The sequence below is a fragment of the Bacillus cereus group sp. N11 genome (genome assembly GCF_016483605.1).
Taxonomy (GTDB): Bacteria; Bacillota; Bacilli; order Bacillales; family Bacillaceae_G; genus Bacillus_A; species Bacillus_A toyonensis.
On sequence record NZ_JAEHBN010000005.1, the window covers coordinates 1 to 26,794 of the forward strand.

The following is a 26,794-nucleotide window of genomic DNA, read 5'->3' on the forward strand; positions in this document are numbered from 1 at the left end:
TTCTACTTCTGGTTTTTCTACTTCTGGTTTTTCTACTTCTGGTTTTTCTACTTCTGGTTTTTCTACTTCTGGTTTTTTCTCTTCATTTTTAATTTTTTCAAGTTTATCTTGTTCAAATAAAAGTTGTACATCATGCGTTTGCTTATAATTTCTTGATGCCATTTCGATAAATACTTTTGTATTTAGTCTTTTAGATAAATCGTTTACTTCAAACTCTACTACTCTTGTATCTTTTTCCTTATCCTCACTCACTACTTTTGCATCAACAAATGCACCATCTTTTTCCGTTTGGAAATTTTTAATTAATGAGCTACTTTTTAGTGTTATAACGGCTTTTTTCTTACCATTTTCTACTTTTAATACTCCTGGATTTACCATGTAACTATTCATCTTGGATTCTTCATCTGTTTGAACTTTGAACACTTTAAATGGAATGCTGTACTCACCATCTGTAATTGTGTTAGAATTTGGTTGTTGATCTAGGTCAAGCTTTTGGTCGGGCTTCTGACTCGGATCAGGTTTTTCATTTGGATCTGGCTGATTAGCTGGGTCCTCTTTTTCATTTGGCTTTTCTACATGAACGGGTTTAATACTATTTTGATCAAAGACAATGCGCACATCATAGTCATGATGATAATTTAAAAAATCAATATCTACTTTTACTTTTGCATTTAATACCTTCTCTACATCTTCCACATCAAATTCTACTACTCTTGTATCTTTTTCTTTATCTTCACTAATTACATTTGTCTCAACAAGTTGGCCTGCTTTTTCTGTTTCAAACTTCGTAATCCATGAACTATTCGTTAATGTAAAGGATACTTTCTTTTTCCCATCCTTCACTTTTAAAGTTCCCGGGCTTACTGAATATTGATTCATCATCGATTCTTCATCTGATGTATCTTTTAAAACTTTGAAGCCAATTGAATATTCACCGTCAGCTAACTTGGTAGCTGCTTGAACTGCAAGTGGTTGTAATGTTGATACGAATGTAAATATCATTAGACACATTGCAACAACAATCTTAAGATACTTGTTCAATGAAATAACGCTCCTTTATAAAAAATTAATTATTTAACACCGTTCCCATCAAATACAAAGCGAATATCATATGAAGCATTGTATTTAATAATTGGGATATTAATTTTCACCTTGCCGTTTAGTTTTTTTGACAAGTCAGCAACTTCAAACTCTACAACTCTAGTATTATCTGTTTTGTTTTCACTTAACACGGTTGTTTCTATAAATTGACCATCTTTTTCTACTTGGAAACTTTTAATAGAAGAACTATCTTTCACTTTAAATGAAACATATTGTTTTCCATTTTTAACTGTTAATGTTGCTGGGCTTTCAAAATAACTATTCATTCTAGATGATTCATCTTTATCGCCTTTCCATACAGTAAAAGCAATATTATATTTCCCATCAGCTAGTTTTGTAGCAGCCTTTGCATCTTGTGAACCTAGTGTTGCGATAAACGTAAATAAAACAGCAAATACGGCAATAATCATTTTAAATTGTTTAAACATATATTCATCACCCTTTGAAATATTTATTTGTTTAGCTTCACTTTACGAATTAAGAAAACACCTGAAACAAGAAGTAACGCTGCAAAGAATCCGATACGTGCTTCGTCTCCTGTTTTTGGATTATCTGTTTTCTCAGCTTTTCTACTCTCATTTGTTTCTTTATTCGCTTCTTTATTCTCTACTTTCGTTTTTTCTTCTTTTACTTGTGTATCTGTTTTCGCTTGGTCATTATTTTTTGTTGCAGCAACTACACCGTTATCGCCACCTACAGCTTTTACATTTGCATCAAACGCAAAACGAATTGTATAGTGGTGGTCATAGTTTGCACTTGGTACAACAACATGAATTTTTACTCCCAACGGCTTTGATAGATCATCAACTTTAAATTCAACCGTTCTTTTATCAGCCGCTTCGTCCTTACTCACTACTTTTGCATCAACAAAATTTCCATTCTCCGGTGCTTTAAATTCTGTAATCCAAGCACTATGGTTCATTGGAACTTGAACTTTCATCTCACCATTTTTTACAACTAACTTAGCTGGCTTTTCAAAATAATCATTTGCCATTGAAGCTGACTCGTTTTCCGCTTTTTGTATTACGTAGTTAATATCATACGTACCGTCAGCTAATTTTGCTGAAGCTTGTCCGAACGGCACTACAAGAAAAGCTAGCATACATACAAATGTCATAATAAAAGCGGGTAATACAGAAAACTTTTTCATTTTTCTTGTTTCCTCCTTGTTTATCTTGCATTTCATTTTTTGAAAATGATAATTATTCTCAATTTATAAGAAAAAAATAACCTTTTCCACCTATATTTAATTAGCATTCTTTTATGTAACATAAGTATTATTGATTATCATTCTCATTGAATATTAAAAATAATATCTCACCCTATTCCTTATACGAAGGCATAGAAACTGAGAAAAAATTATAAAACTTATTAATTGATTATCATTCTCAATATAAATCAAAAAAAATAAACTATCCCTTTTCCTCTTCTTTCACCTCTTCCCATAACAACACTATAGTTATAGAAACCCCTTTCCTTCACTTCCCTTCCAATATTTCCACAACTAAGTCAATCTTAGCCTACTCATAAATTTTTTGTCAACTATATTACGTATAAATTTTTTAATATCTAAATTTCTCTATGTACAACTTTTTCTATAAAAAAAGAGACTTTCTATTATAGAAAGCCTCTTTTCTCTATTTTTCTACAGCAATTTCCTGCTTTTGAAACTTAGAAACTATATAACCAAATCCTATACCGATTATGCCTGGAACTAACCAACCAATTCCTACACTATATAATGGAATCTTATTTAGAATAGGTGCTAATGCTGCAATTTGAAGATTTGCATTGTGTAATCCATCAAAGAAACTAATTGCGAACGCTCCTACAATACCACCCACATACATCGCTAATGGAAGACGAGCGTAGTTTTCAACAAGTGATAATACGATAAGAACGATTCCAATTGGATAAATGGCGATTAAGATTGGTAATGCTAATGCGTTTAACTGCGTTAAACCAAGATTGGCTACCATAAATGCTAGTACACAGAAAATGAAAACGACTTTTTGATATGAAAGCTTTGGTAATAAGGAAGAGAAATATTCTCCACAAGCTGCAACAATACCTACAGAAGTTGTTAAACATGCTGCTGTAATTGCGATACCTAGTAATAATGTTCCGTAACTACCAAATAAATGATTTACAACGTTTGTTAAAATAATGCCTCCGTTTGCGCCCATTCCAAGCGATACACTAGAAGCTCCAAGATACGCAAGCGCTAAATACACAAGTAGTAAACCAAGTGCTGCAATAAATCCTGCAAAGATTGTTACTTTCGCAATGCTATTCTTATTTGTAACACCTTTTGCTTTTAAAGCATTAATGACAACATTTCCGAAAACAAGTGCTGCCAGTCCATCTAAAGTTAAATATCCGTCAATAAAACCTTTGAAAAGAGGAGCACTATACGCTTCTGTCGGTGAACCAAATTCTCCAATTGGTGTAATAAGTGCTTTACCTACAATAATTGCAATAACAGCTAATAAAATTGGAGTTAACACTTTACCGATGCGTCCCACTAATTTTGAAGGATTTAAAGCTAAATAGAAAGTTACCGCAAAGAAAATAAATGTAAAGATAACAAGTGGATAGGATTGGCTAGCTATCTCACTTGGTAAAAATGGTGCAACACTCATTTCATAAGCAACTGTCCCTGTACGCGGAACGCTTACGAATACGCCTAAGCATAAATAAATTGCAGTGATAAAAACAAGTGCGAAGATAGGATGCACACGTCCTGCTAGCTCATTAATATCTCCCTTTAGAGCTATAACGATTACCCCTAATAAAGGCAATCCAACACCTGTTACGATAAAACCAAATAACGCGATCCATACATCTGTTCCAGCACCTTGTCCTAACGCTGGTGGAAAAATCATATTACCTGCACCGAAAAATAGTGCAAATAACATTAAACTTATTGCAAACATCTCAGAAAATTTTAAAGATGATTTCATTTCTACTAACCTCCTAAATAATTAATTAACAAAATATTCTGAATTAAAATCCGTCACATCTCCTCTTTCAAGCATACTTCCCCGTAAAAGAACGCAAAAAACACCCGTCCCTAACAAAGGGACGAGTGTTGAAATCGTGGTTCCACCCTTATTCTAATAAAATGAATTTATAACGAAATAAGCTCATTTTATAGCTCGTGTAAATTGATAACGGTTTTATCCGCCAAGAATTACAATGCATCATGCATGCAGTTCACTCTTGAAGTTTAGAGGTGGTAAGATTGTCTTTTCGTATTAGGAAGCTCACAGCCTAAGGCTTCCCTCTCTGAGAATCGTAGAAAACAACTCATGTCCTCATCATTACTTTTATAAAATATCTTGTCGAAACTTGTTGTTTTTTATTATATGGGCTATTTTTTAAAAAATCAATAGTTTTATTTTTTCTGACAAAAAAATATAGGGAGAAAATTTTTCCTCCCTATAACTGCCCTATTAAAATTTCTAACTCTTCAGCTGTAACGCTCCGCCACTTTCCCACTTCAAGCTCATGTAATTCTATATTCATAATGCGCACTCGCTTTAGCTTTGTTACAGTAAACCCGAAAGCACGGCTCATTCTACGAATTTGCCTGTTCATTCCTTGTGTTAAAACGATGCGAAATGTAGATTGGCCGACTCTCGTCACTTTGCATGGCTTCGTCATTCCATCTTTAATCTTTACACCGCTGGACATCTCATCAATAAACCAATCTGTAAAAGGTTTATCTACCGTCACAACGTATTCTTTCTCATGCTCGTGATCTCCGTGTAAAATTTGATTCGCAATCGCGCCATCATTCGTTAATAAAATAAGTCCTTCCGATGCTTTATCTAATCGTCCAACGGGAAAGATTCGCTCTGGGTAATTGATATAATCAATAATATTATCTTCAATATGATCGGCTGCTGTACAAGTAATTCCAACTGGTTTATGAAAAGCGATATACACCTTTTCTTTCTCTTCTTTTGCAATAACCTGCCCATCAATCGTTACAACATCATCATCGCTCACGAGAGCACCGTGCGTACAAATTTCGCCGTTAATAGCCACGCGTCCAGCTTTAATAAGACGATCTGTTTCGCGTCTTGAGCAGGATTTTGCTTCGCTTATGCATTGGTTGATTTTCATATTTTGTTCCTTTTCGTATATTAAAAGCGTCAATCTATGGCAATATCATTATGCCACGATTGACGCTCCTTCACTTCGCAAAAACAACTAAATAAATAACCCCAATCACCAAAAATATTCCACAACAAGCTAACAATGCTTTTGCAAGTTTGTCCATAAACATATAATGGTTTCCCCTTTGTTTCGTTGTTTGCTATTTTAATTCGACAACTGTTACGCCTAGGCCTCCCTCGCCCATGTCACCGTAACGGTAGTTTTTCACGCCGCGATGTTTTTTCAAGTAATCTTGTACACCTTGGCGAAGCGCTCCTGTTCCTTTACCGTGAATGATTGACACACGAGGATAGCTTGCAAGCTGTGCATCGTCTAAATATTTTTCAACGCGCATCATTGCATCTTCATAACGCTCACCGCGAAGGTCAAGCTCTAACGACACATGATAATCTCTACCCTTCACACTTGCGACTGCTTTTTTCTCTGTTTGCTTCGGTGTATTAATGTATTCCATATTGGATTCTTTCACTTTCATCTTCAAAATACCAATTTGTACGCTCCACTCTGTATCACTTACTTTTTCAAGTAATTGACCTTTTTGACCGAACGTTAATACTTTTACTTCATCGCCTGCACGTAATTGTTGTTTTGGCGCTGTGTTTTTCACATTCACTTTTTGTTTCTTCACAAGCTCTGGCGCTGCACCTTCTAGACGGCTCTTCGCTTCAATAAGCTCGTGATCTTTCACGTTTACAAGCTGCGCTTTGCGCAATTGACGAAGTTCGTGAATAATGCCCTCTGCTTCTTTCTTCGCAGCTTCGACTTTTTCTTCCCCTTCTTTTTGCGCTTTTAACAATTTTTCATCACGCTCTTCGTTAAATTCAATAATTTGACGCTGTAATTCGCGATGAAGTTTTTCAGATTGCTTACGAAGCGCTTCTGCTTCGTTCCAGTCACGCTCTGCGTTCTTTTGACTTTCTTCTAACTTCGCAATCATATTTTCAATTTTATTTGTATCCGTACTAATATGGTTACGCGCTTGATCAATAACGCGATCAGATAATCCAAGGCGCTTCGAAATTTCAAAGGCGTTACTACGTCCTGGTACACCGATTAATAATTTATACGTTGGGCTTAATGTGTTCACATCGAACTCAACACTCGCATTAATAACTTGCTCACGGTTATATCCGTATGCTTTTAATTCCGGGTAATGCGTCGTTGCAACAACGCGAGCACCACGATTACATACTTCATCTAAAATTGAAATTGCTAGTGCAGCCCCTTCTTGCGGGTCTGTTCCAGCACCTAATTCATCGAATAAAACTAAGCTTTCAAAATCAGCTTTTTCTAAAATATCTACAATGTTCACCATATGTGAGGAGAACGTACTTAAACTTTGTTCAATCGATTGCTCATCACCGATATCAGCGAAAATATTTTTAAATACACAAATCTCTGACTCATCCATTACTGGAATATGAAGACCAGATTGCGCCATTAATACACAAATACCAACCGTTTTCAGCGTAACTGTTTTACCACCTGTATTCGGTCCTGTAATTACAATTGTTGTGAAATCTTTACCGAGCATAATGTTATTTGGCACAATAATTTCCGGATCAATAAGCGGATGACGCGCTTGTCTTAAATCCATGTAGCGCTCGTTATTTACGATTGGCTTCGTTGCTTTAATTCGCTTCGCATAAAAAGCTTTTGCAAAAATGAAGTCAAGATTTGCAACTACTTCTACGTTAGACAAAACAATGTCAGCTTCTACTGCTACTTCTTCTGTTAACATTAATAAGATGCGTTCGATTTCTTGTTTTTCTTTCACACGTGCTTCTTGAAGTGCGTTATTTAATTCTACAATTACTTGTGGTTCAATAAATAACGTTTGTCCAGAAGCAGATTGATCGTGAACAATACCACCATATACACCGCGGTATTCTTGTTTTACCGGGATTACGTAACGTTCGTTACGGATCGTTACAATCGCATCAGATAACATCTTTTGTGCGTTTGAAGAACGCGTCATATTCTCTAACTTTTCACGAATACGGCTTTCCGCAGTACGAATTTGGTTACGAATACCACGTAGTTTATCACTTGCGCTATCGACTACTTCACCGCCATCACCGATACAATTTGTAATTTTCTTTTCTAAGTCATATAAAGATACAATTTGAGCGACGTGAGTTTCTAAAATCGGAAGCTCGACACCATTATCAACCATATCTTCGATAAAACGTTTCATATTGCGACTACCATACATCGTATTTGCAATATCAAGTAGTTCATTTGGGCTTAACATACTTCCGATTTTTGCACGCTTCACATTTGAGCGAACATCAGTAATACCACCTAATGGCGCACTCCCTTTTAAACGAATGACTTTCGCCGCTTCATCCGTCGTATCTTGTAGTTCTACAATTTCTTCAAAATCAGTGCTCGGTACTAAATTCTTCACTTTGTCACGACCAAGTGAAGAGGCTGTATGTTCAAGTAATTGTTCTTTTACTTTATTGTATTCTAATACACGCAACGTTCTTTCTAACATGTTGCAGGTCCCCCTTGTGTTACTTATTACGTTTAATATAGTCTAATAAACGTTCAATATCCCACGTGTTAATCACGTTATCTTTTTGAACCCAACCTTTACGTGCTGCTGCTACACCTGTTTCCATGTCTTCTAACATTTCAAGTGTATGAGCATCCGTATTAATCGCTACTTTTACACCAGCATCTTGTGCTTGTTTTAATAATTTCGCGCTTAAATCTAGACGGTTTGGATTTGCATTTAATTCTAAAACTGTATTTGTTTCTTTTGCGAGTTCAATTAATAAATCTGTGTCTACATCGTAACCCTCGCGACGTCCAAGAAGGCGTCCTGTCGGGTGAGCAATCATTGTAACATGTTTATTCTCAAGTGCAGCGCGAAGACGCTTCATAATCGTTTCACGGTCTTGTGAGAAGCTAGAGTGGATAGCTCCAATAACATAATCTAATTCTGCTAATACTTCATCATCAAAATCAAGTGATGCATCCGGTAAAATGTCCATTTCAATTCCGCGTAAAATTGTAATGTCTGGATACTTTTCATTCATACGTTCAATTTCTTTCGCTTGTTCACGAAGACGCTCTTTCGTTAAACCGTTCGCTACTTTCAAGTATTGTGAGTGATCAGTAATCGCCATAAACTTATATCCACGGGCACGACATGCCTGTACCATTTCTTCAATAGAAAAAGCACCGTCACTCCACGTTGTATGCATATGTAAATCACCTTGTATATCAGAAAACTGAATTAAGTTTGGATACTCTTTAATTAATTCAATTTCTTTTCCATCTTCACGCACTTCTGGTGGGATAAATGGAAGACCGAAATGAGCAAAAAATTCTTCTTCAGTCTCGAATGTTTTTACTTCACCTGTTTCCAAGTTCTCTACACCATACTCACTAATTTTTTCGCCTTTATCTTTTGCAATTTGGCGCATTTTTACGTTATGGTCTTTTGATCCTGTGAAATGGTGAAGCGTTGTAATAAACTCTTCTGGTTTTACTAAACGGAAATCGATTGAAATATCATATTCGTATTGAAGACGAACAGAAACTTTCGTATCTCCACTTGCAATTACTTCAATCATATTATCGAATTGCAATAAATGTTCACGTACTGCTGCTGGTTCTGTCGTTGCAATAATGAAATCTAAATCCTTCACTGTCTCACGAACACGGCGTAAGCTACCAGCGCGAGAAAAACGAATTACTTCAGCAATATTCGACAACTTCTCCTCTATTTCCCCGGCAATAGGTAATACCATCGCAATCGGTAAACGTTCTGGACGAGATCCTACTTGATCAATTGCTTCTAATATCTTCTCTTCTGTTTTCTTACCGAAACCTGCTAAAGCTTGTACTTTATTTTCCTCACAAACAGCTTTTAACGATTCCATATCCACAACACCAAGTTCTTTGTATAACTTAGCTACCTTTTTACCACCAAGGCCTGGAAGTTTTAATAACGGTAACAAACTGCTTGGCACTTCTTTTTCAAGTTCTTGTAATACTTCAGATGTTCCCGATTCTATATATTCTTGAATAACTGCTGCCGTTCCTTTTCCGATACCTGGAATCTTTGTGAAATCTTCAATTTCAGAAAGACTACGATCATCACTTTCTAGTGCTGCTGCTGCTTTACGAAATGCAGATATTTTAAATGGATTCGCACCCTTTAGTTCCATAAAAAGCCCGATTGTCTCTAGTAATTTAATAACTTGTTTTTTATTTACTTTCATCATTGCTCCGCCTTTCTTTCATAGAAAAAACTTCTCTTTCCGAAAAAAGAGAAGTTATACTCTGCTACCTGTCTGCCATAGCTCCTTCACCTTTTCAGAGAGAATCGGTGTATCGTCTACAATTATTTTGCTAATTGATGATTTTTGTAATGGTGTTTGTATTTGTTCAATCGGAAGAATATTTCCAACAATAATTAAAACAAACAAAATAATATATACTTCTAAAAATCCGAGGATTGCCCCCGCAAACGCATTTACTTGCTTTAACACCGGTATTTCTGCAAACATATTTAACAAATTACCAAGTAATGAAAGTGCGATTTTTGTAATAATAAATAATACGATAAACGCAATTGCTTGATAAAATACTGTCTCAATATTATTTGCATCAATCCATTCTGGAACAGATACATTTTTATCAAATGGATACGGAATAAATTTCGCAAGTGCTGGCGCTAAATCTTTACAGTACCAGTATGCAACAAGGTATGCGACAATAAAGCTTGTTAACTTTACAAGTTGTAAGATAAAACCTCTGCGTAATCCGAGGAAAAATCCCATAACAAGCAGTAAAATGATAATAATATCAATCATGTTTATTCCATTCCTTTTTTTGTCATACTTTCTTTCAACTTCTCATGTTCTTCTTTTAATTTTATGTAATCGTGTATGACGTTTACCGCCGTCAATACCGCTAGTCTACTCGTATCAAGCGAAGGATTCTTGGCATTGAGTTCGCGCATTTTATCATCCACAATCGCTGCTACCATGCGGATATGACTTGTACTTTCATCGCCAACAACTGAATACTGTTGGCCATATATTTCTACATTAATTCGACTTTTATTTCCCTTTTGTTGTGACAACTCACCGGCCTCCAATCACGTACAGAATCCTAAAGTTTATCATACCATGAACCATCATAATATGGAAACAGAAAGAACAATCCGATATGATAAAAATAACAATATAAAAAAGGAGCGACCATTTTGTCAAATTCTATCGTAATACAAACAAGTTCTACAGTAATTGAAGACATGAAACAACAATATAAACAAGCACTTAGCTCAAAAATTCCGCAAGGCGGTATCTTTATGGCAAAGGTGCCATCTTGCACGATTACAGCATATAAATCTGGAAAAGTAATGTTCCAAGGTGGACGTGCTGAAGCAGAAGCTTCTCGTTGGCAAACTGTCTCTCAAACACCGAAAACAACTGTAAAAAAATCGGTCGATTCTCATCGTTTTGCACCGCCTGCTTCCATCGGTACAATGTCTATAGCAGGATCAGATGAAGTAGGTACTGGTGATTACTTCGGACCGATGACAGTAGTTGCTGTATATGTGGACGCAAAACAAATTCCACTTTTAAAAGAACTTGGTGTAAAAGACTCCAAAAACTTAAACGATGCTCAAATTACCGCTATTGCAAAACAACTACTTCACGTTGTTCCTTACAGCTCTCTCGTTCTTCATAATGAAAAATATAACGAGCTATTTGATAAAGGAAATAATCAAGGTAAGCTAAAAGCTTTACTACACAATAAAGCCATTACAAACTTATTAGCGAAAATTGCTCCTACAACACCAGAAGGCATCTTAATCGACCAATTTACGCAACCTGATACATACTATAAGTATTTAGCAAAACAAAAACAGGTACAGCGTGAAAATGTTTACTTCGCTACGAAAGGTGAAAGTGTTCATTTAGCTGTTGCCGCCGCTTCCATTTTAGCTCGTTACTCATTCGTAAAACAATTTGACGAACTAAGTAAAAAAGCTGGTATGCCACTTCCAAAAGGTGCTGGTAAACAAGTTGATATCGCCGCTGCTAAATTAATTCAAAAAGTAGGTAAAGAAAGATTACCTGAGTTTGTAAAACTGCATTTTGCTAATACAGAGAAAGCGTTTCGCTTATTGAAATAGTATCGACAAAAACAGGGGCTTACAAACTCCTGTTTTTTGTTTCATGTGTTCTCGATTCAATGTAATTGCATTTACTATTTTCCTCTCCTAACTATATCGCTAAATTAACTCATTTTTAGTAATTCCCCTATAAAAAAGGAGAGCCGCCAAGACTCTCCCTTTTTTATATTAGCTTCGTTTCTGCTTCTTATTTGATGAAGATACTTTATGAGAACCAGTTTCATGTGTTGTTGTCCCTTGTCCTTCCACTTCTGGAGAACCTAGGATTGATCTTGAATGGTCTTTTTTCACTTTTTTACTCATTGCACTCACCCCCAAGGTTACTTTTTACTTAAGGGTAAAAAACTATTCAACATAATAATCTGAACATATACTCGCTACTCTTTTACTCTCGTGTTTGGTTTTCGCTTATGTCCCATAGACGCTTTGCTGCATCCTTATCCAAGGCAGCTTCAGACATTTCCCCTACTTGTTTATCGGCATAGTAATAACCACTCTGATTAGTAAATCCAGTTGATTCTGCTAGCCATACTAAAGTTTCAGCACCTTTCTCCGGCGTACGGGAGAAAGGTTTCATTGCTGCCATAGTTAAGCGAGCAGCTAGACCATTATCCTGGTTAAAATTCGTATTCACTAGCCCCGGGTCAAAGCTATAAGCACTAACACCCGTTCCCTCCAACCGCTGTCCCAATTCAGAGGTGAATAAAATGTTAGCTAGTTTTGTTTGTGCATAACGCATTGTAGGACCGCCCATGAACTTCTTAATACCGCGATACAGTTGTTCTGCATCTAGATCATCGAAATCAATTCCCTTTTCAGCCATTTTGTGACCGTGAGATGCAGTGGTAATGACGCGAGCAGGAGCACTTTCTTTTAAACGCTCCAACAACAAATCTGTAAGTAAGAATGGACCTAAATGGTTTACCGCCCAGGTCATCTCCAAACCGTCCTCTGTAATTTGCCTTGTTTGAAATAAAGCACCCGCATTATTTACTAATATATCAATTCTCGGACATCTTTCTAAAATATTGGTAGCTACCTGGCGTATAGATTGTTGGGAAGACATATCAGCGAAAAATATATCTACCACTGCATTCCCATCCGTTATATTTTCAAGTTGAGTCATAACATCATTCGCTTTTGCTTCATTACGTGCAATGATTCCTAGCTTAGCACCGCTTTTTGCAAACACCTTAGCTGCCGCTAATCCAATACTACTTGTTGCACCAGTGATTACTATATACTTGTCACGCAATGTCCACTTTGTATGACTTGGGATTTCCCCCATTGTATAAAAACCCCTTCCCTATATAAATGTCGCATTCGTTTTACTTATATATGAAGTGGGAATTGAACTATGAACAACATCTTTTCTAGTCGTGAAATACTTTATAAAGTTCAGGTTGCAATTACAACCTTTCTCAATAAAAAAAGCGAGAGCAGTTGCTCTCGCTTTTTTATATCTTAAAACTCAGAAGAACCTGGAGTTCTTGGGAATGGAATTACGTCACGGATGTTAGCCATACCAGTGATGTACATTAGGAAGCGCTCGAAACCTAGACCGAATCCAGCGTGTTTTGTACCGCCGTATTTTCTAAGTTCTAAGTACCACCAGTAGTCCTCTTCGTTCATACCTAATTCTTTAATTCTGTCTACTAAAACGTCCATTCTTTCTTCACGTTGACTTCCGCCGATTAATTCGCCGATGCCAGGAACTAGAAGGTCAGTAGCAGCTACTGTTTTACCGTCTTCATTCATACGCATATAGAACGCTTTAATGTCTTTTGGATAGTCTGTTACGAATACAGGGCGTTTGAAGATTTCTTCTGATAAGTATCTTTCATGCTCTGTTTGTAAGTCAATACCCCATTCTACTGGGTATTTAAAGTCAGCACCTGATTCTTGAAGTACTTTAATTGCTTCTGTATAAGTGATACGACCGAAGTCAGAGTTAATCACATTGTTCATGCGCTCTAGAACTGTTTTATCAACGAAGCTGTTGAAGAAGTCCATTTCTTCTGGTGCATGTTCTAATACATATTTCATTGCATATTTCAGCATATCTTCTGTAAGATCCATTACATCGCCTAATTCAGCAAATGCAATCTCAGGCTCAACCATCCAGAACTCAGCTGCATGGCGAGTTGTGTTTGAGTTCTCCGCACGGAATGTAGGTCCGAATGTGTATACATCACGGAATGCTAATGCATAAGCTTCAGCGTTCAGCTGTCCACTTACTGTTAAGTTTGTTTCTTTACCGAAGAAGTCTTTTGATTCATCAACTTGTCCATCTTCACCTTTTGATACGTTGTTTAAATCTTGCGTTGTTACGCGGAACATTTCGCCAGCACCTTCTGTATCACTACCAGTGATGATTGGTGTGTGAACATGTACGAATCCACGCTCTTGGAAGAATTGGTGAATCGCAAATGCTGCGATAGAACGTACGCGGAACGTTGCAGAGAATGCATTTGTTCTTGGGCGTAAGTGAGCGATTGTACGTAAGTATTCAAACGTATGACGCTTCTTTTGAAGTGGGTAATCAGAATCTGATAAGCCCTCGATATCAATTTTTTCTGCTTTAATTTCAAATGGTTGCTTTGCTCCAGGCGTTGCAATTACTTTACCTTCTACTTTAACTGAAGAGCTAAGTGGAAGTTTTGCAATTTCTTTGAAGTTCTCTAATTCAGTATCGAATACGATTTGAACGCTTTTGAAGAAGCTACCGTCGTTTAATTCGATGAAACCAAATGCTTTTGAATCACGTAAGTTACGAATCCACCCTGATACTTGTACTGTTTGATCTGCATACTTTTCTGTATCTCTATACAGACTTTTTACTAATGTGTTTTCCATAGTGAAATTCTCCTTTGCTGATATATTTAAATACAAAAAAACCTTTCATCCATAAAGGGACGAAAGGTTAAACTTCGCGGTACCACCCAATTTGTCATAAAGACCAACTTTAACTCGTATGTAATACATACTTCCCGGTTTGTAACAGGCCGGATTCCCGTCTAAGTCTACTCTTGAATACAAGTTTCAATTTCGGTTAGCAACTCCAAGGTGTTCTTCACATATACCGCCTCATCAGGCTCTCACCGTCCCTGACTCGCTATGGATTATAGTATATACTACTTTTCCTTATCATCGTCTTTCATTTTGTTAAACTAAAATTAATGTACTACATTCGAGGGAAAGATGCAAGACACCAGAAAATATATCAGCGATTTTCGCAATATATCGACCGTAACTTCAAATATATCGGCAATTTTTATAATATATCGACAATCGCATCATAAAAAAAATTGCCGGAATAGATCCGGCAATTTCTTATTACTTACGTAACTCCGCACCAAATTTCTCTTCTACCGTTGTTAATACACGGTTATGTGCTTCTGTTACCTCTTCGTCTGTTAACGTACGTTCTGCATCGAAGTAAGTCATAGAGAATGCAAGTGATTTCTTGCCTTCTTCCATTTTTTCACCTTCGTATAAGTCGAATAGTGTTACGTCTTTCAGAAGTTCTCCACCAGCTTCAGCAATGACTTGCTTCATTTCGCCAGCTTTTGTTTCTTTCGTTACAACAACAGCCATATCACGTGTCATAGATGGGAAACGTGGAATTGCTGCGTAGTAAGTTTCTTCCACGTCTGCACCGAATACTTTTACAAGAGATAGTTCGAATACGAATGTATTTTTCACATCTAATTGTTTTTCTGCTTCAGGGTGCAATTGACCGATGAAACCAATTACTTCCCCATCTAATACGATGTCAGCTGTACGACCTGGGTGCATACCTTCACGTTTTGCTGGTGCGTATGCGATTTGGTTTGCAACGCCAAGTACGTCGAATAATCCTTCTAGCACACCTTTCATAACGAAGAAGTCTACTACTTTCTTCTCACCTTGCCATGCATGGTGAAGAGCAAGGCCTGTCATAACACCTGCAAGATGTTGTTCTTCTTTCGGAAGTTCTCCTTCTTCTGTCGGTAAGAAGATAGAACCTACTTCGTATAAAGCAACGCTGTCGTTTTTACGTGCAACGTTGTATGAAACTGCTTCTAACAATTGTGGCACTAAGCTTAAACGAAGTTGGCTACGCTCTTCACTCATTGGAAGCGCAAGGTTTACAGGAGCTTTTTCGTTCGGCTCAACCATATATTGTTTCGCTTTGTCAGCGCTTGTTAATGAATATGTGATTGCTTCATATAAACCAGCACCTTCTAAGAAGCGACGTACTTTACGACGTTTCGTTTGTGCTGATGTTAATTTACCACGTGTCATCGTTCCAGAAGGTAATGTAACTGGAATGTGATCATACCCATACAGACGGCCCACTTCTTCTACTAGGTCTTCTGAAATTGTAATATCAGGACGACGTGCTGGTACATTTACATGGAATGTTCCTTCTACTTCTGTGAATGGGAATTTCAAGTTTGTGAACATTGTACCCATTTCACTTGCAGAAATATCTGTACCTAATACACGGTTTACTTTTTCAGCCGTAACAGATACTGTACGCTCTTGTACTTGTAAGTTATCAGCTTCTACTACACCTTCAAGTGCTTCTCCGCCAGCATATTTCGCCATTAAAGCAGCTGCGTGTTGAATTGCTTCAAACGTACGTGTTGGATCGATTCCTTTTTCAAAACGTGCACTTGATTCACTGCGAAGACCTAAGTCTTTTGATGTACGGCGCACTGTTTGACCTGCAAAGTATGCAGACTCGATTAAAACGTTTACCGTCTCATTTGTAACTTCAGAATCAGCTCCGCCCATTACACCAGCAACCGCTAAAGCTTTTGTGCCGTTTGTAATTACAAGATGATGTTCTTGTAACGTACGCTCTTGATCATCTAACGTTTCAATTTTTTCGCCTTCTTTTGCAAGACGAACAACGATTTCTTTTGAACCTAATTTATCGTAATCGAATGCATGTAACGGTTGACCGTATTCCATTAAAATGTAGTTTGTAATATCAACTACATTGCTAATTGGACGAATGCCAGCTGCCATAAGGCGCGTTTGCATCCACATTGGTGATGGACCAATCTTTACGTTCTTCACCATTTTTGCAATATATAATGGGTTTTCTTCTTTCGCTTCTACACTTACAGAAATGTAGTCAGAAGTTTTTTCTGCTGTTTCTTGTAAGTCGATAGCTGGAAGTTTTACTTCACGGCCGTAAATAGCAGCTACTTCATATGCAACACCTAACATGTTTAAGCAATCTGCACGGTTTGGTGTTAAACCAAGCTCAAGTACTTCATCATGTAAGTTTAAAATTTCAAGTGCATCTGCACCAACTTCAGCGTCACTTGGGAAGATGAAGATACCATCTGCGTATTCTTTTGAAACTAACTTTCCATCAATGCCAAGCTCTTGAAGAGCACAAACCATACCATGAGAAGCTTCACCGCGTAGTTTTGCTTTTTTAATTTTGAAGTTACCAGGAAGTACAGCGCCAACTTTTGCAACTGGTACTTTTAAACCTTTTGCAATGTTAGCAGCACCACAAATAATTTGAACTGGTTCTTCTTCACCGATATCGATTAAGCATTTGCTTAACTTATCAGCTTCTGGGTGTTTTTCACACTCTAATACGTGACCAACTACAACACCCTTTACACCTTTATTTAATACTTCAACACCTTCTACTTCAATACCACTTTTCGTGATTTTGTCTGCTAGTTCTTGTGCTGTTACATCTTTAATATCTACATACTCTTGTAACCAACGATATGATACGAACATATTTATCCTCTCCTTCCCTTACGCTCGTTTGAATTGTTGTAAGAAACGTACGTCATTTGTATAGAAATGACGAATGTCATCTACGCCGTATTTCAACATTGCGATACGTTCTGCGCCCATACCGAATGCGAAACCTTGATATTCTTTTGAATCATAACCAGCCATTTCAAGTACGTTCGGGTGAACCATACCTGCGCCTAAAATTTCAATCCAGCCAGTTCCTTTACAAGTGCCACAACCTTTACCGTGACACATCATACACGAAATATCCATCTCTACAGATGGCTCTGTGAATGGGAAGAAACTTGGACGAAGACGGATTTCACGGTCTTCACCGAACATCTTTTTCACGAATACTTGCAGTGTACCTTTTAAGTCACTCATACGAATGTTTTTATCAATTACAAGACCTTCAATTTGCATGAATTGGTGTGAATGCGTCGCATCATCGTCATCGCGGCGATACACTTTACCAGGACAAATAATTTTGATTGGGCCTTTTTCTTTGTTATTTTCCATCGTGCGTGCTTGCACAGAAGATGTATGCGTACGTAGTAACGTTTCTTCTGTAATGTAGAATGTATCTTGCATATCACGTGCTGGATGATCTTTCGGTAAGTTTAATGCTTCGAAGTTGTAGTAGTCTTTTTCTACTTCTGTTCCTTCAGCTACTTCATAACCCATACCGATGAATACATCTTCAATTTGTTCAACAACAGCTGTTAACGGATGGTGACAACCTGTTTCAACAGGACGACCTGGCAAGGTAACATCAATTGTTTCAGTAGCTAATTTCGCTTCAATTACTGCTTTTTCTAAGTTACCAATTTTGTCATCTAGACGCGTTTGAATCGCTTCACGTACTTCATTTACTAATGCTCCCATACGTGGACGCTCTTCCGCTGATAATTTTCCCATGCCGCGTAATACTTCTGTAATTGGGCCTTTTTTCCCTAAATACGCTACGCGTACGTCATTTAAGCCCTTTAGCTCTTTCGCTTCTTCAATAAGCTCTAACGCTTTTTGCTTTAGCTCTTTTAAACGTGCTTCCATTTGGAACCCTCCTAATTTTAAAAATAAAAAAACCTCGCTCCCAAAAAGGGACGAGGTAAATTCGCGGTACCACCCTAAATTGACAGAACAAGTCTGCCCACTCATTATTTATAACGATCAATTCTGACCGGAACGCCTTTACATATACATGGTCCTGGCGTCAACTCCAGAGGTGAATTCACTTCCGTCTACCATAAGAATGCTTTCAGTCTAAGGCATTCTCTCCCTATATGGCGATTTTGTAAGTTACTCTTCTCTATCAACGTTTTTCGTTATTTAACTTTTAATATAATATACTTCAACTTATTATAAGAAGTTTTTTATTTGTTCGCAACCAGGCTTTGTAAATAATACGTTAAAATCCCTGCTGCAACCGCAACATTTAATGATTCTGCCCCGCCGTAAATCGGAATATACAAGTTTTGATCCGTTTTTGCAAGAATTTCTTGGCGTACGCCATTTCCTTCATTTCCAACAATTAATGCAAAACTGCCAGCTGGTGTTACTTCCCCATACGGAACTCCATTTTCAAGAGCTGTTCCATATACAGGAACGTTATTTTCTTTTAACTTGTCTACCCATTCTTCTAAGTTCCCTTTTACAATTGGTAAGTGGAAAATAGAACCTTGTGTAGAGCGGAGTACTTTACTATTGTAAACATCAACACAACCTTCTCCAAGCACAACGGCGTGAATACCAGCTGCATCAGCTGTACGAATAATTGTTCCTAAATTACCTGGGTCTTGCAGGCCATCTAATAAAAGGAATTTCCCATCAGTAAGAGCTACTTCTTTCTCATGCTTCTCACAAACAGCAAACACACCTTGCGTCGTTTCTGTTTCACGAAGTATTTTTACGATTGCTTCAGGTACGATATACATTTCCACATCATTAACTGTCCAATCTTTCGGAAGATCTGTCTGATCAGAAACGATAAGTTCTGTTACAACTCCTGCTTTTAAAGCTTCCTCAACTAAGTGGAATCCTTCTACAAAAAATAAACCTTTTTTATCGCGCTCTTTTTTCGTCTGCAGCTTTTTCCACTGCTTCACACGCGGATTTTGTACTGAATCAATGTTTTTCATAATATGTATTTCCCTCTCTTCTTGTCTTATCATTATAGCCTATTTTTCATACATATTTACATAAAAAAGAACAAAAACTAACGTCAGTTTCAATTCTGAAGAAGAGGTGAAAGCAATGAGTTTTAATTTACGCGGTGCTGTATTAGCAAATGTATCTGGAAATTCACAAGATCAATTACAAGAAACGATTGTCGATGCAATTCAAAGCGGTGAAGAAAAAATGCTTCCAGGTCTTGGTGTTTTATTCGAAGTCATTTGGAAAAACGCTGATGAAAATGAAAAGCACGAAATGTTAGAAACACTAGAACAAGGATTAAAAAAATAAACAATAAAAGGTCACCTTAGAAAAAACTAAGGTGACCTTTTATGTCTATAAAATTTTTCTTCTCCTAAACATTTCTACTTTACTAACGCTGATTGATGGAGTACAATGTTCAAAATACATTTAAACCGATCGATTTTTCTTCATATACATCATTAGATAAAAGGAGTGAATGTTTTATGCAACGTATTACGCTTGAACAAGTTTTTAAACACCACATTACCCAAAAATATGTGAACCGTTCTGGAATGGTCCACGCGATTGCTGTCGCTTACCATGCGTTTCACTTAGCCAAAAAGCATCACGCCTCAGTCGATGCTGCGACAAAAGCCGGTTTCCTTCACGATATCGGACATCATACATGGTACACAGGCGGCGAATGGGACTATGACTTATATAAAAAGAATGATATACATGCAATTAAAGGAGCGGAAAGAGCTCACAAGTTGCTTATTAGACTAGGAGAACATCCAAAACTAGCAAAAGAAATTTCTGTTGCAATTCTATTGCATACTGATTCTTTCCTAGTAGAACAATCACTTGAAAGAACACCTCTACAAAACATTATTAAGTGGGCAGATGAAGCCGATGAAGAACCGGGCGGAGCACACCATTACCGAACGATTTCTTATGAAAAGGCACTAAAAGCAATTCAGCAATTAGATCAATTGGTAGAGCGTGAATTGCAAATAGAGCAATCGAAATCAAATAACAAGGCAGAACATAGTTATCAATGAGAAAGAGGCATCACTATAGGGTGATACCTCTTTTATTTTTTCTTAAAATACAATTCTGGATGTAATATTTTAATCTTACATCCAGAATGAAAACACCTTACAATTATATATACAAATATAAAGAGGTGATTCTACATATGCAACCCACTACACAACTTCCTTATGAACAGAAATACTCTATGTCATGGGGACAATTCATTAGCTCCGTTTTATTTGCTTTTTTCGGAACTGGACTCATTACTGTGTTCCTCGCAATGCCCTTAACAATTTATACAGCCGGACTCGAAAATAAAAAACAAATTGCCCTGTATGAATCTATTGCAAATACTGCAAGTATCGGATTACAACTAACCGTGTTGTTATTCTTCATTTTTAAATTCGAACCCGCAAAAAATTTACTATTAAAATCTTTTAATTTTAAAGCACTGAAAGAATGGCGCACATACGTATACTTACTTCTTTTCTTCGCTATAAGCATCGTACTCAATTATATCTTTTTAAAATATGTGTTCCAAGACGCAACAAAGCAACAAGCTTCTGCACTAAACTTAGACGTATTTGAACAGTATCAAATATTATTACTTATCGGCTTTGCGATACTCACCCCAATTTTTGAAGAACTTATTTTCCGTGGTTTTTTACTCCACTTTTTCTCTGAACGCTTTCCATTTTGGATTGCAGCAGTCTTAACAAGTTTCTTCTTTGGTATCGCTCATACATACTCACTCGGAGTAATGGTAATTACTTTCTTCACGGGATTATTAATGGCTATTTTATGCAAAAAAACAAAATCCATTATTCCAGCTATGTTATTTCATATTATGAATAATATGTTAGCATTCTTAAGTTAAAAAGAGGTATCATCACGATACCTCTTTCACTCTTTTATAACAACTTCAAACTCCTCTTCTGTTAGCACTTTTCGATAATTCGTTTTCTTTTCTCCCTCTTCACCGGAAGTTAGAACAGGCGTCAGTATAATTTTCGTTACACTATCCTCTAGCTTTTCAAATCGCCAATAACTATTTTTCGATTTTATTAATAATATCCAAAATAAACCTCATGTAGTAAAATATAACTTAATTCACATAAAAGAGTTTACATATGTTCAGTATTATTTGGATGCTTTTTACGCCACTTCTCTTACTATGCGGGATTGCTGGTGGTATTTTTTAATGGTAACAGAAATTAAACATCGGAAATTACTTGTTACCTTAATGGGGATTATTTGCTTTTCATTCGTTATAATGCCTTTTACTTTTTTTAAACAAAGGTATCAATGGAGAGAACGTTCTCCACATTCCACCTGTCCTATATTGGATGCTTTTCTCTCTAGCTGGTTTATTAGCAGGATTGAATGAGGTACATTCAAAAATTAAGAGTATACGCAACATGGGACTCATTATTTTCTCAATAGGACTGTTTGCAGCTATTGTCCATGCCTGATTCATATTTTATTCATTAAGGAGTTATTACATATGGAATCTACCGGTTTATTTATTTGGCTTATCTTAGCCCCTATTTTGCTATTATGTGAAGGCATCGTTGGCATTTATTTAATTGCTGCCGGAATTAAATATCGAAAATCACTTATCGTTATAGCTGGTTTAATTAGCATATCACTTATCGTTGTTCCTATCATTTGTATAGGTTATGGAATAGATTTAGAGGGAATGGTTCCAATTTCGGGAACTTTATATTGGTGCTTCTTCTCATTAGCTGGACTAGTAGCTATTATAAGTGGCAGACAAATATCAAGTATTCGTTCTATGGGGACGATTTTGGTTATAACAGGATTGTGCCCTGTAACTAGTTATCATCTTTTATATCTAACTACATAAAAAACACAAAAAAGCAGGGAAATTAATTCCCTGCTTTTCTATTTGGTTTATTGCCTGATGGTAAGAAGAACGATAACACCCAAGCAATACCCGCAAGTATCGTTGCAATTAAGAATGCATCGTTAATACCGTTAATTGCAGATAGCTTTGAGATTTGTCCAAATAGTAGTTGCGTGCTCATCGCATCTCCCGCTTGAGCTGATCCAGCTAAAGCCGCTAAGCTTTGGCCCATACCATGTACTTTATCAACTAAAATTGGATTTGACGTTGTTAACATGTTGCCATAATCCGCTACGTGAGCAGTCGTTTGTTGCGTCATAAGTGTGATTAAGATCGCTGTTCCAATTGAACCAGCTACTTGTCTTGACGTATTTTGCGTTGCTGTACCGTGAGAAATTAATTTCATCGGCAGCGCGTTCATACCAGCTGTCATAATTGGCATCATAATGAATGACATACCAATTGAACGTATAATATAATCCGTCATAATAACGCTATACGGTGTATCCATCGATAATTTTGTAAATTCATATGTCGCATAAGTTGTAATTGCCAATCCAATTATCGCTAATGGACGAATGCCATATTTATCGAATAATTTACCTGCTACTGGTCCCATGATCCCCATAATTAATGATCCTGGAAGAAGTAGTAAACCAGATTCAATTGGCGTAAAGCCACGAATATTTTGTAGATATACTGGAAGTAATAACATACCTCCGAATAATGCCATCGTTACGATTGCGTTAATTACTAAAGTAAAAGTAAATACTGGATATTTAAACACTTGTAAATCAAGCATTTTATTGTCCGTTGTTAGCTCTCTCCAAATAAATACTGCAATACCTACTACACCAATGATAAGTGATATCACAACCTCTGCACTAGTCCAGCTATTATTTCCCGCTTCACTAAATCCATACAATAAGCTACCTAGTCCAATACTTGAACTAATAACACCGAATACATCTAGCTTTGTGTTAGATACCGGCTGAGCTAGTGTAAAGAATTTTAAAGATAGGAAAGTAATAATTAAACCAATCACAAACATTCCGTAGAACATTAAGTTCCAGCTATAGTTTTCAATTACCCATCCTGTTACAGTTGGTCCGATAGCTGGTGCTAAAATCATCGCTACCCCTAGTAATCCCATAGCTGCTCCTCGCTTATGAGGCGGGAATAATGTCATGAAAATATTCATACCAACCGGCATTAAAATACCCGCTCCAACCGCTTGAATCACTCGGCCCGTCATCATCATTGTAAAGTTTCCTGAAGTAGCACAAATGATAGATCCTACCGTGAAGAATAACATTGCCGCTACGAACAATTTACGATACGTAAATCGCGAAACTAAAAAGGCACTAATCGGTACTAAAATACCATTTACGAGCATGAAGCCTGTAATTAACCATTGTGCTGTTGAAGTTGATACATTAAATTCATTCATTAACGGAGGCAATGCAACGTTAATGATCGTTTGGTTTAAAATAGAAACGAACATCCCGAGAATTAATACTGTTACAACTGCTTTTACGTTCACATTCTCTATAGGCATAGACGTTTGTTTTTTCGGCATTTCTTTTTCTTGTTTTACTTCTTCTTGCTTACCTGTTTCTAACTCAACTACATTAGAAATTTCTGTTTCTTGCTTTCGTTCAATTTCTTTTTCTTCTGTTTCTACCTTACTTACTTCTATTTTACTTACGGCTGGGACTTGTTCTTCTCCCACGTTCGTTTTTTTCTTTCGTAAAAGACGATTTACAAGGAAGAAGACGATTATACAAAATAGTGCATATCCTGCAATTGCAATTGAGGACATCTCATCTCCCCCTTACTTATGAATACGAACTGTCACATTCATGCCAGGAACAATATTTACTGATTTACTATGATCTAAAGAAATTTTAACTGGTACCACTTGTGTTACTTTCGTATAGTTCGCTGTTGCGTTGCTTGATGGTAACATAGAGAATGTATTCGCTGTTGTTAATCCAACTTGCTCTACTTTTCCTGATAACGTCGTGTCTGGGTATGCATCTACATACACGTCTACATCTTGACCTTTTTGCACATCGTCAACATCTGTTTCTTCAATATTTGCTGTTACCCATAAATTGTTCATATCAAATGCATAAGCAATTGGGCTACCAGCTCCAACGAAAGCATTTGTCGTTGCGTTTGATTGTACAACTGTCGCGTTTTGCGGAATTGTTACGTCTACCGTTTGCTCCCCATTTGCTCCAGCTACAGTGACAGCACCTAATTTATCGTTCTCATTGTAGTTTTTTCCTACTTCAGCTTTCCAGTCAGTCAATTTACCTGCTGCTGGTGAAGCAATTGGAATTACCTTTCCATCAATTTTTGCATTTTCTGTTTTTAAATAGTTTTCCGCTTGATTGTAATAGTAATAACCGCCAATGCCGCCGCCAACTAGTACAATTAATGTGATAATGTTGATAATCACCATTCTTCGAAACTGATTCATTGCATTCCTCTCCTTATATCGCATATAATTTTTTTCTAAACTATTTACATCCTTATTGTTTATATTGTTTAATTGTTAATTATATTAACCTTTAAACAAAAAAAGCACACCTTCAGCAGCATAAACCGGATTTCGTCTACCTGCGAGTGGTGCTGATTTCTAAAGGACTATCGTTTATAATTATAAATAATTATTTCGAATCTACAACCGACAATTTAAGTATGAAATGTCGCTTAAACAACAATATAATACCGATTTGTTGTTTAAGTGTATAAAATGAAACGAGGAGAAGTAAAATGTCTATTAAAAATACAAATGATCCACGTGTAAAGCGGACGAGACAACTCATACAGGATGCTTTTGTCGCTTTAGTAGGCGAAAAAGGGTTTGAAAATGTAACTGTTCAACATATCGCAGAACGCGCTCCTGTAAATCGCGCTACATTTTATAGCCATTACCATGATAAATACGACTTATTAGACAAAAGCATTGAAGAAATGTTAGAGAAGCTAGCAGAAGTAATCAAACCGAAAAATAAAAATAAAGAGGATTTTCAACTTACATTCGATTCACCACATCCAACATTTTTGGCTCTGTTCGAACACATCGCAGAAAACGTGAACTTCTATAATGTTATGCTCGGGGATAAAGCTGCAGGAAACTACTCTTATAAAATGATGAAAACAATACAAACGCATTTAACATTAAGCTTATCAATTTCACAACCAGATGATAAAGATCTTATGGTTCCTCGTGATATTCTAATTAGTTATGTGACAGGGGCTCACATCGGGATGATTATGTCATGGTTAAAAAGAGGGATGATATATACCCCGCATTTTATGGCCATGCAATTAACTCGTTTAATTATTTTAGGGGCCCATACTGCCGCAGGATTAGAAAGACCTTTTTAACACATAAAAAAGCGAAGGAGATTCTCCTTCGCTTTTTTCTATTAATTAAATGTAATGTTATGTACAGCCTCTTTATCAAGACGTTTAATAACTTCTACAATTAACTTCACTGCATTTTCATAATCATCACGGTGTAACATTGCCGCATGCGAATGGATGTAGCGTGTCGCAATCGTAATTGCCATAGACGGAATACCATTTACAGAAATGTGAATCGCACCTGCATCTGTTCCCCCGCCAGCTACTGAATCATATTGGTATGGAATTTGTAGTTCGTCAGCAACATCAACTACGAAATCACGTAAACCTGTATGTCCAATAACAGAAGCATCATATAAAATAATCTGCGGTCCATCGCCCATTTTACTTTGCGCTTCTTTTGACGTTACACCCGGTGTATCTCCAGCGATACCAACATCTACTGCGAACGCGATATCTGGTTTGATATAATTCGCAGATGTTTTTGCACCACGAAGACCAACCTCTTCTTGTACAGTTCCAACGCCGTATACAACGTTTGGATGTTTTTCATCTTTTAATTGTTTTAATACGTCAATTGCAATCGCACAACCGATTCGGTTATCCCATGCTTTTGCAAGTAACATTTTTTCATTCTTCATCACTTGGAATTCAAAGTAAGGTACAACTTGATCTCCTGGTCGTACGCCCCACTCCATTGCCTCTTCTTGGCTAGAAGCACCGATATCGATGAACATGTCTTTAATATCAACTGGCTTTTTACGAGCTTCTGGAGGTAAAATGTGTGGTGGTTTTGAACCAATTACACCTGTTACATCTCCTTTACGCGTTACAATTGTCACGCGCTGTGCAAGCATAACTTGTGACCACCAGCCACCAACTGTTTGAAAACGAAGGAAGCCTTTGTCATCAATTTGCGTAATCATAAAGCCAACTTCATCTAAATGACCTGCAACCATAATTTTCGGGCCGTTTTCTTCCCCAACTTTTTTCGCAACTAAACTTCCTAAATTATCAGTAGAAAGTTCGTCCGCAAACGGCTCAATATATTTCTTCATTACTTCACGTGGTTCACGCTCGTTACCAGCAATACCACGTGCATCTGTTAACTCTTTTAGCATTGTCAATGTCGCGTCTAATTTTGTCATTGCCAACACCCTCCTTTTTCT

The 26,794-nt window shown here is 36.9% G+C and carries 24 protein-coding genes, 2 pseudogenes and 3 other annotated features; of the genes and pseudogenes, 7 read left to right on the forward strand and 19 right to left on the reverse strand.

The window, feature by feature from the left end; all coding sequences use genetic code 11:
* The 9 genes from JDS98_RS09520 to zapA all read right to left on the reverse strand — a co-directional run.
* Positions 1 to 1,041 (reverse strand): NEAT domain-containing protein (locus tag JDS98_RS09520; RefSeq protein ID WP_199633830.1); only part of this gene is annotated, 1,041 nt, incomplete at its 3' end.
* Between the two features lie 29 nt (positions 1,042 to 1,070).
* Positions 1,071 to 1,529, reverse strand: coding sequence for an NEAT domain-containing protein (locus JDS98_RS09525; protein ID WP_000476173.1), 459 nt, complete (start codon positions 1,527 to 1,529; stop codon positions 1,071 to 1,073).
* Positions 1,530 to 1,552: 23 nt separating this feature from the next.
* The gene (gene isdC / locus JDS98_RS09530; protein WP_199633832.1) at positions 1,553 to 2,251 is read right to left on the reverse strand and encodes a heme uptake protein IsdC; all 699 of its coding nucleotides are present in this window, start codon (positions 2,249 to 2,251) and stop codon (positions 1,553 to 1,555) included.
* 487 nt (positions 2,252 to 2,738) lie between these two features.
* Positions 2,739 to 4,064, reverse strand: a complete 1,326-nt coding sequence (gene brnQ6, locus JDS98_RS09535) for a branched-chain amino acid transport system II carrier protein BrnQ6 (RefSeq protein WP_000842655.1) — start codon at positions 4,062 to 4,064, stop codon at positions 2,739 to 2,741.
* A gap of 114 nt (positions 4,065 to 4,178) precedes the next feature.
* Positions 4,179 to 4,434, reverse strand: a binding site (T-box leader).
* Between the two features lie 108 nt (positions 4,435 to 4,542).
* Positions 4,543 to 5,232, reverse strand: coding sequence for a 23S rRNA pseudouridine(2604) synthase RluF (locus JDS98_RS09540; RefSeq protein WP_098711758.1), 690 nt, complete (start codon positions 5,230 to 5,232; stop codon positions 4,543 to 4,545).
* A 193-nt stretch (positions 5,233 to 5,425) separates the two neighbouring features.
* On the reverse strand, positions 5,426 to 7,786 hold the full coding sequence (locus JDS98_RS09545) for an endonuclease MutS2 (protein WP_000893740.1): 2,361 nt from the start codon (positions 7,784 to 7,786) through the stop codon (positions 5,426 to 5,428).
* A 19-nt stretch (positions 7,787 to 7,805) separates the two neighbouring features.
* A complete protein-coding gene (polX, locus tag JDS98_RS09550; RefSeq protein WP_098911619.1) occupies positions 7,806 to 9,524 on the reverse strand; it encodes a DNA polymerase/3'-5' exonuclease PolX in 1,719 nt (572 codons plus the stop codon).
* Between the two features lie 54 nt (positions 9,525 to 9,578).
* The gene (locus JDS98_RS09555; RefSeq protein WP_199633834.1) at positions 9,579 to 10,118 is read right to left on the reverse strand and encodes a CvpA family protein; all 540 of its coding nucleotides are present in this window, start codon (positions 10,116 to 10,118) and stop codon (positions 9,579 to 9,581) included.
* 2 nt (positions 10,119 to 10,120) lie between these two features.
* Positions 10,121 to 10,390: a cell division protein ZapA gene (gene zapA, locus JDS98_RS09560; RefSeq protein WP_000082703.1), complete on the reverse strand. Its 270-nt coding sequence runs from the start codon at positions 10,388 to 10,390 to the stop codon at positions 10,121 to 10,123.
* Positions 10,391 to 10,513: 123 nt separating this feature from the next.
* On the opposite strand from zapA, the gene rnhC reads away from it, so the two are divergent.
* On the forward strand, positions 10,514 to 11,449 hold the full coding sequence (gene rnhC, locus JDS98_RS09565) for a ribonuclease HIII (RefSeq protein ID WP_000071618.1): 936 nt from the start codon (positions 10,514 to 10,516) through the stop codon (positions 11,447 to 11,449).
* Positions 11,450 to 11,617: 168 nt separating this feature from the next.
* Here the strand turns inward: rnhC and JDS98_RS09570 are convergent, their stop codons facing one another.
* The 6 genes from JDS98_RS09570 to JDS98_RS09595 form a co-directional block, all read right to left on the reverse strand.
* Positions 11,618 to 11,752: a YuzL family protein gene (locus tag JDS98_RS09570; RefSeq protein ID WP_000039591.1), complete on the reverse strand. Its 135-nt coding sequence runs from the start codon at positions 11,750 to 11,752 to the stop codon at positions 11,618 to 11,620.
* An 82-nt stretch (positions 11,753 to 11,834) separates the two neighbouring features.
* Positions 11,835 to 12,737, reverse strand: coding sequence for an SDR family NAD(P)-dependent oxidoreductase (locus JDS98_RS09575; protein ID WP_199633836.1), 903 nt, complete (start codon positions 12,735 to 12,737; stop codon positions 11,835 to 11,837).
* Positions 12,738 to 12,913: 176 nt separating this feature from the next.
* Complete coding sequence (gene asnS / locus JDS98_RS09580; RefSeq protein WP_000432185.1) at positions 12,914 to 14,305, reverse strand: asparagine--tRNA ligase; 1,392 nt, start codon at positions 14,303 to 14,305, stop codon at positions 12,914 to 12,916.
* Positions 14,306 to 14,357: 52 nt separating this feature from the next.
* Positions 14,358 to 14,609 (reverse strand) — a binding site (T-box leader).
* Between the two features lie 176 nt (positions 14,610 to 14,785).
* The gene (pheT, locus tag JDS98_RS09585) at positions 14,786 to 17,206 is read right to left on the reverse strand and encodes a phenylalanine--tRNA ligase subunit beta (protein ID WP_052943357.1); all 2,421 of its coding nucleotides are present in this window, start codon (positions 17,204 to 17,206) and stop codon (positions 14,786 to 14,788) included.
* Positions 17,207 to 17,224: 18 nt separating this feature from the next.
* Complete coding sequence (gene pheS / locus JDS98_RS09590; RefSeq protein WP_000388217.1) at positions 17,225 to 18,259, reverse strand: phenylalanine--tRNA ligase subunit alpha; 1,035 nt, start codon at positions 18,257 to 18,259, stop codon at positions 17,225 to 17,227.
* A 43-nt stretch (positions 18,260 to 18,302) separates the two neighbouring features.
* Positions 18,303 to 18,531: a binding site (T-box leader), on the reverse strand.
* Between the two features lie 48 nt (positions 18,532 to 18,579).
* Complete coding sequence (locus JDS98_RS09595; protein WP_141555941.1) at positions 18,580 to 19,377, reverse strand: TrmH family RNA methyltransferase; 798 nt, start codon at positions 19,375 to 19,377, stop codon at positions 18,580 to 18,582.
* Positions 19,378 to 19,459: 82 nt separating this feature from the next.
* On the opposite strand from JDS98_RS09595, the gene sspI reads away from it, so the two are divergent.
* The 3 genes from sspI to JDS98_RS09610 all read left to right on the forward strand — a co-directional run bounded on the left by sspI (position 19,460) and on the right by JDS98_RS09610 (position 21,254).
* A complete protein-coding gene (sspI, locus tag JDS98_RS09600) occupies positions 19,460 to 19,669 on the forward strand; it encodes a small acid-soluble spore protein SspI (protein WP_000009509.1) in 210 nt (69 codons plus the stop codon).
* Between the two features lie 176 nt (positions 19,670 to 19,845).
* Positions 19,846 to 20,403 (forward strand): HD domain-containing protein, encoded by a 558-nt coding sequence (locus tag JDS98_RS09605; protein WP_001189003.1) that lies wholly within the window; start codon positions 19,846 to 19,848, stop codon positions 20,401 to 20,403.
* A 137-nt stretch (positions 20,404 to 20,540) separates the two neighbouring features.
* A complete protein-coding gene (locus JDS98_RS09610; protein WP_016109172.1) occupies positions 20,541 to 21,254 on the forward strand; it encodes a CPBP family intramembrane glutamic endopeptidase in 714 nt (237 codons plus the stop codon).
* 26 nt (positions 21,255 to 21,280) lie between these two features.
* Here the strand turns inward: JDS98_RS09610 and JDS98_RS30580 are convergent.
* A pseudogene (locus tag JDS98_RS30580) lies at positions 21,281 to 21,445 on the reverse strand (DUF4179 domain-containing protein); the annotation flags it as partial.
* 62 nt (positions 21,446 to 21,507) lie between these two features.
* On the opposite strand from JDS98_RS30580, the pseudogene JDS98_RS09615 reads away from it, so the two are divergent.
* Both JDS98_RS09615 and JDS98_RS09620 read left to right on the forward strand, forming a co-directional pair.
* Positions 21,508 to 21,868: pseudogene (locus JDS98_RS09615) on the forward strand (ammonia permease).
* Positions 21,869 to 21,881: 13 nt separating this feature from the next.
* On the forward strand, positions 21,882 to 22,244 hold the full coding sequence (locus JDS98_RS09620) for a hypothetical protein (protein WP_052943355.1): 363 nt from the start codon (positions 21,882 to 21,884) through the stop codon (positions 22,242 to 22,244).
* Between the two features lie 22 nt (positions 22,245 to 22,266).
* Here the strand turns inward: JDS98_RS09620 and JDS98_RS09625 are convergent, their stop codons facing one another.
* The gene (locus tag JDS98_RS09625; protein ID WP_000094770.1) at positions 22,267 to 24,066 is read right to left on the reverse strand and encodes a DHA2 family efflux MFS transporter permease subunit; all 1,800 of its coding nucleotides are present in this window, start codon (positions 24,064 to 24,066) and stop codon (positions 22,267 to 22,269) included.
* A gap of 12 nt (positions 24,067 to 24,078) precedes the next feature.
* Complete coding sequence (locus JDS98_RS09630; RefSeq protein ID WP_001071409.1) at positions 24,079 to 24,732, reverse strand: HlyD family secretion protein; 654 nt, start codon at positions 24,730 to 24,732, stop codon at positions 24,079 to 24,081.
* Positions 24,733 to 25,028: 296 nt separating this feature from the next.
* Between JDS98_RS09630 and JDS98_RS09635 the strand changes: the two genes are divergently transcribed.
* Positions 25,029 to 25,646, forward strand: a complete 618-nt coding sequence (locus tag JDS98_RS09635; protein ID WP_000023657.1) for a TetR/AcrR family transcriptional regulator — start codon at positions 25,029 to 25,031, stop codon at positions 25,644 to 25,646.
* A gap of 41 nt (positions 25,647 to 25,687) precedes the next feature.
* Here the strand turns inward: JDS98_RS09635 and JDS98_RS09640 are convergent, their stop codons facing one another.
* A complete protein-coding gene (locus JDS98_RS09640; RefSeq protein WP_000163548.1) occupies positions 25,688 to 26,773 on the reverse strand; it encodes a M42 family metallopeptidase in 1,086 nt (361 codons plus the stop codon).
* Positions 26,774 to 26,794 lie beyond the last annotated feature (21 nt).

Excerpts from the sequence above, each read along its gene's own strand:
- JDS98_RS09525 (WP_000476173.1), bottom strand. The coding sequence starts at position 1,529 with ATGTTTAAACAATTTAAAATGATTATTGCCGTATTTGCTGTTTTATTT.
- isdC (WP_199633832.1), bottom strand. The coding sequence starts at position 2,251 with ATGAAAAAGTTTTCTGTATTACCCGCTTTTATTATGACATTTGTATGT.
- brnQ6 (WP_000842655.1), bottom strand. The coding sequence starts at position 4,064 with ATGAAATCATCTTTAAAATTTTCTGAGATGTTTGCAATAAGTTTAATG.
- JDS98_RS09540 (WP_098711758.1), bottom strand. The coding sequence starts at position 5,232 with ATGAAAATCAACCAATGCATAAGCGAAGCAAAATCCTGCTCAAGACGC.
- JDS98_RS09545 (WP_000893740.1), bottom strand. The coding sequence starts at position 7,786 with ATGTTAGAAAGAACGTTGCGTGTATTAGAATACAATAAAGTAAAAGAA.
- polX (WP_098911619.1), bottom strand. The coding sequence starts at position 9,524 with ATGAAAGTAAATAAAAAACAAGTTATTAAATTACTAGAGACAATCGGG.
- JDS98_RS09555 (WP_199633834.1), bottom strand. The coding sequence starts at position 10,118 with ATGATTGATATTATTATCATTTTACTGCTTGTTATGGGATTTTTCCTC.
- JDS98_RS09570 (WP_000039591.1), bottom strand. The coding sequence starts at position 11,752 with ATGAGTAAAAAAGTGAAAAAAGACCATTCAAGATCAATCCTAGGTTCT.
- JDS98_RS09575 (WP_199633836.1), bottom strand. The coding sequence starts at position 12,737 with ATGGGGGAAATCCCAAGTCATACAAAGTGGACATTGCGTGACAAGTAT.
- asnS (WP_000432185.1), bottom strand. The coding sequence starts at position 14,305 with ATGGAAAACACATTAGTAAAAAGTCTGTATAGAGATACAGAAAAGTAT.
- pheT (WP_052943357.1), bottom strand. The coding sequence starts at position 17,206 with ATGTTCGTATCATATCGTTGGTTACAAGAGTATGTAGATATTAAAGAT.
- pheS (WP_000388217.1), bottom strand. The coding sequence starts at position 18,259 with ATGGAAGCACGTTTAAAAGAGCTAAAGCAAAAAGCGTTAGAGCTTATT.
- JDS98_RS09595 (WP_141555941.1), bottom strand. The coding sequence starts at position 19,377 with ATGATAAGACAAGAAGAGAGGGAAATACATATTATGAAAAACATTGAT.
- sspI (WP_000009509.1), top strand. The coding sequence starts at position 19,460 with ATGAGTTTTAATTTACGCGGTGCTGTATTAGCAAATGTATCTGGAAAT.
- JDS98_RS09605 (WP_001189003.1), top strand. The coding sequence starts at position 19,846 with ATGCAACGTATTACGCTTGAACAAGTTTTTAAACACCACATTACCCAA.
- JDS98_RS09610 (WP_016109172.1), top strand. The coding sequence starts at position 20,541 with ATGCAACCCACTACACAACTTCCTTATGAACAGAAATACTCTATGTCA.
- JDS98_RS09620 (WP_052943355.1), top strand. The coding sequence starts at position 21,882 with ATGGAATCTACCGGTTTATTTATTTGGCTTATCTTAGCCCCTATTTTG.
- JDS98_RS09625 (WP_000094770.1), bottom strand. The coding sequence starts at position 24,066 with ATGTCCTCAATTGCAATTGCAGGATATGCACTATTTTGTATAATCGTC.
- JDS98_RS09630 (WP_001071409.1), bottom strand. The coding sequence starts at position 24,732 with ATGAATCAGTTTCGAAGAATGGTGATTATCAACATTATCACATTAATT.
- JDS98_RS09635 (WP_000023657.1), top strand. The coding sequence starts at position 25,029 with ATGTCTATTAAAAATACAAATGATCCACGTGTAAAGCGGACGAGACAA.
- JDS98_RS09640 (WP_000163548.1), bottom strand. The coding sequence starts at position 26,773 with ATGACAAAATTAGACGCGACATTGACAATGCTAAAAGAGTTAACAGAT.